Origin of the sequence: Promicromonospora sp. NPDC060204, from assembly GCF_042728455.1 — a bacterium.
GTDB lineage: Bacteria > Actinomycetota > Actinomycetes > Actinomycetales > Cellulomonadaceae > Promicromonospora.
In genome coordinates this window covers 1-6,913 of sequence record NZ_JBHWZO010000304.1, presented here as the reverse complement: position 1 = coordinate 6,913, position 6,913 = coordinate 1, and the positions used below count along the sequence as shown (strand labels likewise).

Annotated in this window: 6 protein-coding genes; 2 read left to right on the top strand and 4 right to left on the bottom strand. The window is 74.8% G+C overall.

All coding sequences use genetic code 11. The features are described 5' to 3' along the window. Positions 1-45: 45 nt before the first annotated feature. A complete protein-coding gene (locus ACFWEJ_RS25585) occupies positions 46-1,938 on the bottom strand; it encodes an RICIN domain-containing protein (protein WP_377231990.1) in 1,893 nt (630 codons plus the stop codon). 97 nt (positions 1,939-2,035) lie between these two features. On the opposite strand from ACFWEJ_RS25585, the gene ACFWEJ_RS25580 reads away from it, so the two are divergent. Further along, positions 2,036-2,659, top strand: coding sequence for a TetR family transcriptional regulator (locus ACFWEJ_RS25580; RefSeq protein WP_377231989.1), 624 nt, complete (start codon positions 2,036-2,038; stop codon positions 2,657-2,659). Here the strand turns inward: ACFWEJ_RS25580 and ACFWEJ_RS25575 are convergent. Both ACFWEJ_RS25575 and ACFWEJ_RS25570 read right to left on the bottom strand, forming a co-directional pair. Continuing rightward, positions 2,656-3,411 (bottom strand): lytic transglycosylase domain-containing protein, encoded by a 756-nt coding sequence (locus ACFWEJ_RS25575; RefSeq protein WP_377231988.1) that lies wholly within the window; start codon positions 3,409-3,411, stop codon positions 2,656-2,658. The two genes, ACFWEJ_RS25580 and ACFWEJ_RS25575, sit on opposite strands and share 4 nt — an antisense overlap. Before the next feature lie 97 nt (positions 3,412-3,508). Further along, positions 3,509-4,384, bottom strand: coding sequence for a universal stress protein (locus tag ACFWEJ_RS25570; RefSeq protein WP_377231987.1), 876 nt, complete (start codon positions 4,382-4,384; stop codon positions 3,509-3,511). Here ACFWEJ_RS25570 and ACFWEJ_RS25565 point away from each other — a divergent pair. Further along, the gene (locus tag ACFWEJ_RS25565; protein ID WP_377231986.1) at positions 4,383-6,209 is read left to right on the top strand and encodes a GAF domain-containing protein; all 1,827 of its coding nucleotides are present in this window, start codon (positions 4,383-4,385) and stop codon (positions 6,207-6,209) included. The genes ACFWEJ_RS25570 and ACFWEJ_RS25565 overlap by 2 nt on opposite strands. A 15-nt stretch (positions 6,210-6,224) precedes the next feature. Here ACFWEJ_RS25565 and ACFWEJ_RS25560 read toward each other — a convergent pair whose 3' ends face one another. After that, positions 6,225-6,878 carry a response regulator gene (locus tag ACFWEJ_RS25560; RefSeq protein WP_377231991.1) on the bottom strand — a complete coding sequence of 218 codons (654 nt, stop codon included), beginning with the start codon at positions 6,876-6,878 and terminating at the stop codon, positions 6,225-6,227. Positions 6,879-6,913: the final 35 nt, after the last annotated feature.

Here is a 6,913-nt window from a genome sequence, read left to right as displayed (position 1 = left end):
CCTCGGCCTAGCGAGGCCCCGCCCGGGCGGTCGGACGGCGGCGGCTCAGCCGACCCGTGTGAGCCGGAAGGTCTGCGCCGCCGACCCGGTGCACGGTTGCTGCGTGAACCGGGTCCCGTCGGCCCCCGGCGCGGAGCCGAGCGTCAGGCACGCGCCGCTGTGCCGGGCGGTGAAGGTGACGCCGCCGCCCGTCGTCGTCGGCCGCCACTGCTGGTTGGTGCCGCCCACGTAGGACCACAGGTGCACCGCCGTGCCGGCCGCCACCGCGCCCGGACCGCCGGCCACGTCCCAGACCTTGCCGGCGTGCTGGTTGGCCACCTGGTAGTACCCGTCGGTCGTGGGCGTGAAGCGCCAGCGCTGGTTCGCCTGCGCGGCGGCGCCGCAGGCCCACTGCTGCAGGCCGGTGCCGTCGGCGGTGCCCCAGTCGGCGGCGTCGAGGCACCTGCCGCTCGCCGACGAGGCGACCTGGTACCAGGAGGCCGGGTCCGGGTCGGCCGGGGTGGTGATCGACTGCGGGTCCCACGTGTACGTGGCCACGGCCCGGCCGGGCAGGGTGTGGGTCAGGGAGCGGCCCTCGTCCGTGATGGAGAACGTGCGGCTGCCGGAGGAGGCGTTCACGACGTACGCCACGCGCGTGCCGTCCGGGTTCTGGTAGACGACGTTCTGCAGCCCGCCGGACTGCTCGCTGGTGGAGCCGATGCGGCGGGCGCCGGCGTCGATGAACTTGGTGAGGTGGCCCAGCACGTAGAACTCGGCGTTGCGGGTCACGGTGCTCCCGGCGATCTGGACGACGCCGTTGCAGCGGGTGCCGCAGTGCCCCTGGTGCGGGCCGCCGTTCTGGTCGAGTGCGAGGTTCCAGTTGATCGTCGTCTCCCCGCCGTTGCGCATGTTGCGCACCACGAGGTTCTCCGCGTGCCAGACCAGGGTGTCCCCGAAGGTGTTCGCCGCGTTGTCGCTGTCCGTGCCGGAGCACTCGGTGAAGTACACGCGCTTGCCCGCCGCGACCACCTGCGCCTGCGCCTCGGGGGAACCGCCGTAGCAGTGGAACGCGGCGCCGACGACGCGCGAGATGCCCTGGGTGCCCGAGAAGACCTCCAGCGGGTAGTCGGGCCGGTCCCAGTTGTGGTCGTAGGCGAAGATCTGGGTGCCCAGCCCGGCGCTGGTCAGCCGGGCGTCGAGCACCCGCAGGAACTGCGCCTGCTCGGCCGCGGACATGCTCAGCGACGGGTAGCTCGTGGCGAACAGCGGCTCGTTCGCCACCGTGAGGTCGCTGAGCGTCACGCCCTGCTGCGCGTAGGCCTGGATCGTGCGTACCAGGTAGTCGGCGTACTCGTCGTAGTTCTCGGCGCGCAGGCTGCCGCCGTTCAGCGAGTTGCCCGACTTCATCCACGCGGGCGGGGACCACGGGCTGCCCATGAACCGGATGTTCGGGTTGATCGCCAGGGCCTGCCGCAGCACCGGCAGGATCTGCTGCTGGTCGCGGGCGATGCTGAACTGCCCGGGCGTGTCCTCGTAGGTGTAGAAGCCGCCGGAGTTGAAGTCGGTGCTGCCCAGCGGCTGGCGCAGGTAGTTCAGCCCGATGCCGTCGCCGCTGCGCGAGAACAGCGACCGCAGCAGTGTGTCGCGGGTGCCGGCGGGCAGGCCGCTGATCAGCGCGGCGGACGCCTCGGTCACCGACGCGCCGGCGCCGGTGAAGCGCTGGGACACCTGGTCCGGGCTGACCCGGATGTCGGTGGCCTGCGGGCCGGTGCCGAACGCGAGGCTGCCGCCGTCGGCCAGCCTGCGGCTGCCGTCGGCGGTGGTGACCCAGACGTGGGCGGTGGTCGGGGCGGCGGCGGCCGAGCTCACGGCCGGCCCGACGCCGACGGCTGCGACGGCCAGCACGCTCAGTGTGGCGAGCGCCGTCCGGAGGTGCCCGGTGCGGGTGGTGCGCGTCATTGCGACTCCCTCGGTGGGTGGAATGTGGGCGCCACCCTACTCCTACCTACCAAGCACTCGGTAGGTAGGAGATCCACGTACCCGTAGACTCCCTCGGATGACACGAGAAGCCGGGGGCGCCAGGACGCGGCGTCCGCCCGCGGAGCGCCGGGCGGAGATCCTGCGCATCGCCATGGAGACGTTCGCGGAGCGCGGGTACCAGAGCGCGTCGCTCGCGGAGATCTCGGCGCGGGTCGGGCTCACCCAGGCGGGGGTGCTGCACTACTTCTCGTCCAAGGCCGGGCTGCTCACCGGCGTGCTCGACCTGCGCGACTCGACCGACATCGAGGAGCTCGGCAGCGAGCGCCCCCGCGGCCTGGAGTTCCTGCGGCACCTCGTGGAGACCACGCGCCGCAACACCGAGCGCGAGGGGATCGTGCGGCTCTACACCGTGCTCGCCGCGGAGAGCGTGACGGCCGAGCACCCGGCGCAGGACTACTTCCGCGACCGGTACCAGGGGCTGCTCGCCCTCGTGGTCGAGGCGCTCGACGAGGCCCGGGACCGGGACGAGATCGCGGCTGACGTCGACACCGCGACGACCGCCCGCGTGATCGTGGCGACGATGGACGGCCTGCAGCTCCAGTGGCTGCTGGAGCCCGGCTCGGTCGACATGACGCGGGCCACGGAGCTGGCGATCGTCCGCCTGATCGGCCGCGACCTGCCGCCCGCGGCGAGCCGCTAGGCGCCGGGCTCCGTGGCGTCGCCCGGCTCCGCGCCGTAGGACGTGGCGAGGTCCGCCACGTCGTGGGCGTAGGACACCGAGCGGTTGTAGGCGGCCAGCGCGGCCGTCCAGCCGTCGTCGGTGGTCAGGTCCCCGCCGCTCTCGCACAGGTAGTGCGCCGCCGTCAGCACCGCGTCGTCGATCTGGTGCGGGTCGGCCCGGCCGTCCAGGTTCCCGTCCTGTGCGTAGTCGCCCCAGGTGGTGGGGATGAACTGCATCGGGCCGACGGCGCGGTCCCACCGCACGTCGCCGTCGAGCTCGCCCTCGTCGGTGTCGAGGATCTCCATGACCCCCTCGCTGCCGTCCAGCGCGATGCCGATGATCGGCGGGCTCACCAGCCCGTCGGCGTCCGTGCTCGCCCCGAGATAGCTGCCGTGGATCGACTCCACGGCGCCGATGCCCGCGAGCGTGTTCCACCCGAGGCCGCACTCCGGGAGGGTCTCGGCCAGCCGCAGCGAGGCCCCGGCGTAGGCGGCCAGCGCTCGCCGCGGGATCTCGGTCCGCTCCGCGGTGTCGCGCAGCCAGCCCGGGTCGGCCAGGTCGGCGACCGGGACGGCGTCGCTCCCGCCCTCGGCGGAGGTGCCGGGAACCTGCTGCGCCGGCGCGGGCGGGTAGTCCAGCTCCAGCGCCTCGGGCAGCGTCCTCCCGCCCGGGCCGCAGGCGGTCAACAGCAACGCGGCCGCGCAGACGACGGCCCCAGCTCGTGCTCTCACGGTGCTGACGCTACGTCCGGTTCGCGCCGATCCGGTAGCCCGTGACAAGACCTCCCGCAAACGTGCGCTTCTCCGGCTGCCGCCCGGCCCGGCCCGGTCACACCGTCGCGGGGGCGTGCACCACCAGGACCGGGCACGGCGCGCCCCGCAGCACGGCGTCGGGCACGCTGCGCAGCATGCGGCCCAGCACCGTGGGGTGCCGGCGCCCGCCGACGACGACCAGGTCGTCCGGGGCCAGGTCCTCCAGCAGCACGCCCGCCGGGTCGCCGCGCAGGATCGCCGTCGTGCACGTGACCTGCGGGTACTTCTCCGCCCACCGGGCCACCTGGTCGGCCACCTCGGCCCGGGCCGCCTCGTGCCACGTCGCGGCGACGGGGTCCGCCTGGTACAGCGCCGAGCTGATCGGGTCGGTGCCCGTCACGTGCACCACCTCCAGCGGGCAGCCGCGCGTGGCCGCCTCGGCGAACGCCGCACCCAGGACGTCCGGCTCGTCGTCCCGGGCGATGCCCACGCGGATCCGCCGGGGGTCGCCGGTCGTCGCGCCCACGGGGACCACCACGACGGCCCCCGGGGACGACGCCGCGAGCGCCGACGACGTGGAGCCGAGCAGCATCCGGTCGAACGCGTCCAGCCCCCGGCGGCCCACCACCACGAGGTCGCAGGTGCGCGACCGCTGGCTCAGCACGTGCGCCGCGGTGCCGGGCAGCACCACCACCTCGACGTCGCGGCCGCCCGGCCGGCGTCCGCCGAGCCGGGTACGTGCCGCCTCCGCGGCCCGCCGGGCCTCGTCGCGCGTGTCCCGGACCGGGTCGCCCAACCCGGGCACGGGTGCGGGCGGCGTGGCATGGGTCGCCACCACCGTCAGGCGCGCCTCGTGCACGTCGGCGGCGTGGGCCGCCCAGTCGAGCGCGGACAGGCTCTCGCCCGACCCGTCGACGCCGACGACGATGCCCCGGTACCAGGTGATGCTCATGATCGGGCTCCTTGCTCTCGCACTTCCTGTGCTCACCACCAGCACATCAGCCGCAGGCCCCGCCCGGCAGTGCCACCAGGCCCCGCCGTCCGGGACGAAGGTCCCGCGCGCCGTGCCGCCCGCCCGCGCGCTAGCGTGGCTGCAGGAGGTGCCGATGGACCCGGTGAGCGCTCCGCGAGACCGCACCGACGTGCTGCTCGAGGCGGTCGTGGGGGTCAGCCGCGGCCTGGACCTCGAGACCGTGCTGCACCGGATCGTCGAGGCCGCCGTCGACCTCGTCGACGCCCGGTACGGCGCCCTCGGCCTGCTGGGCGCCGACAACCGGATCGCCAGGTTCCTCACGGTCGGCATGAGCGACGACGAGGTGGCGGCCATCGGCCCGTACCCCACGGGCCGCGGCGTGCTCGGCGAGATGATCCGTCACCCCGTGCCGCTGCGGCTGCGGGACCTGTCGGCGCACGTCGCGTCCGTCGGGTTCCCCGCCCACCATCCGCCGATGCGCACCTTCGTCGGCATGCCGCTGCGGGTGCACGGCTCCCCGTTCGGCAACCTCTACCTCACGGACAAGCGCGGCGGGGGCGAGTTCACCGCCGAGGACGAGCGGGTGCTGGAGGCGCTCGCGGCCTCGGCGAGCGTGGCGGTGGAGAACGCCCGGCTGTACGACGTGGCGCGGCTGCGCGAACGCTGGGCGCGGGCGAACGACCGGATCTCGCGCCACGTCCTGGCCGGGTCGTCGCCGCACGACGTGCTGACGCTGATCGCCAGCGAGGCGCGGGAGGTCGCGGACGCCGACGTGACGGTGACCGCCGTGCCGGACCCGATCACCGGGCGCCTGGTGCTGCAGTCGGCCGCGGGGCTCGACGCGGAGACGCAGGTGGGTTCGGTGCTCGCCGCCGACGGCACGTTCGCCACCCTCACGTTGCGCACGGGCGTGCTGATGGTGACGGACGACGCCACCGCGGACGAGCGCGCCAGCCTGGAGCTGGACCTGCCCGGCCCGCTCGGCCCCCTCGCCGTCTGGCCGCTCGGGCAGCCGGGCAGCGCCCGGGGCGTCCTGGCCGCGGGCCGGATCCGTGGCCGGATGCCCTTCTCGTCGGTGGTGGTCGAGGCCCTGGGCGCGTTCGCCGCGCAGGCCGCCGTCGCGCTGGAGCTGGCGGAGGGGCGCGCCGACGCCGAACGGGTCACGCTGCTGCGCGACCGGGAGCGCATCGCCCGCGACCTGCACGACCTGGCCATCCAGCGGCTGTACGCGACGGGCCTGGCGCTCCAGCGCGTGGCCCGGGGTGCGTCACCGGAGATCGCCGCGCAGCTCGGCAGGACCGTCGACGAGGTGGACGAGACCATCTCGCTGGTGCGCACCACGATCTACCGGCTGCAGTCGGGGGAGCAGCCCGCCGGCGCGGGCGCCCGCCGGGTGGGGCTGCGCTCCCGCGTGATCACCGAGGTCGACGCGACGGCGGCGGCGCTCGGCTTCACGGCCCGGCTGCGGTTCGAGGGGGCGGTCGACACGCTGGTGACGCCCGACGTCGCGGAGCACGTCGTCGCCGTCCTGCGCGAGGCCCTGTCGAACATCGCCCGGCACGCGCACGCGTCGCGGGCCGAGGTGCGGCTCGCCGTGGGGGAGGACGTGGTGCTCACGGTGAGCGACGACGGCGTGGGCATCCCGGAGGGTGCGACCCGCAGCGGCCTGCTCAACCTGGCCCGGCGCGCGGCGGAGTCGGGCGGCGTGCTGCTCGTGACGCCCGTGAACCCGGACGCCGTGCAGACCGGCACCCGGCTGGAGTGGCGGGTGCCGGTGTCGCAGGACGAGTCGCCGGAGCCCTGACCCGTCCCGGCGCTCTCAGGGGTGGTGGCGCTTCTCGTGCTCCAGCCGGTCGGCGAGCACGGCGGCCTGGGCCCGCCGTTCGAGGCCCAGCTTGGCGAAGATGCTGGACACGTAGTTCTTGACGGTCTTCTCGGCGAGGAACAGCTCGCCGCCGATCTGCCGGTTGGTCAGGCCGTGCCCGATCAGGCCGAGGATGCGCCGCTCCTGGTCGGTGAGCTGGGCCAGCGGGTCGGGCTCGTGGTGGGCGTCGGCCCGGAGCCGCTCCATGACGCGCGCCGTGGCGCGGGGGTCGAGCATCGACCCGCCCGCGGCGACGGTCAGGACGGCCTTGACCAGGTCGGTGCCGCGCACCTGCTTGAGCACGTAACCGGCGGCCCCGGCGAGGATCGCGTCGTAGAGGGCCTCGTCGTCGGCGAACGAGGTGAGCATGAGGCAGGCGAGGTCCGGCATCCGCGAGCGCAGCTCCCGGCAGACGGTGACGCCGTCGCCGTCGGGCAGCCGCACGTCCAGGACCACCACGTCGGGCTCGGCGGCGGGCACCCGGGCCAGCGCCTCCCGCGCGGTCCCGGCCTCGCCCACGACGCGGACGCCCGGCTCGGACTCCAGCAGGTCGGCCACGCCGCGGCGGACCACCTCGTGGTCGTCCACGAGGAACACGCGCACGTCCATGTGCCCCACCGTAGCCGCGGTGCCCGTCCCGGTCG

What these genes read in the sequence shown, in the direction of transcription:
- ACFWEJ_RS25585 (WP_377231990.1), bottom strand. Translation starts at nt 1,938, where the DNA reads ATGACGCGCACCACCCGCACCGGGCACCTCCGGACGGCGCTCGCCACA.
- ACFWEJ_RS25580 (WP_377231989.1), top strand. Translation starts at nt 2,036, where the DNA reads ATGACACGAGAAGCCGGGGGCGCCAGGACGCGGCGTCCGCCCGCGGAG.
- ACFWEJ_RS25565 (WP_377231986.1), top strand. Translation starts at nt 4,383, where the DNA reads ATGATCGGGCTCCTTGCTCTCGCACTTCCTGTGCTCACCACCAGCACA.
- ACFWEJ_RS25570 (WP_377231987.1), bottom strand. Translation starts at nt 4,384, where the DNA reads ATGAGCATCACCTGGTACCGGGGCATCGTCGTCGGCGTCGACGGGTCG.
- ACFWEJ_RS25560 (WP_377231991.1), bottom strand. Translation starts at nt 6,878, where the DNA reads ATGGACGTGCGCGTGTTCCTCGTGGACGACCACGAGGTGGTCCGCCGC.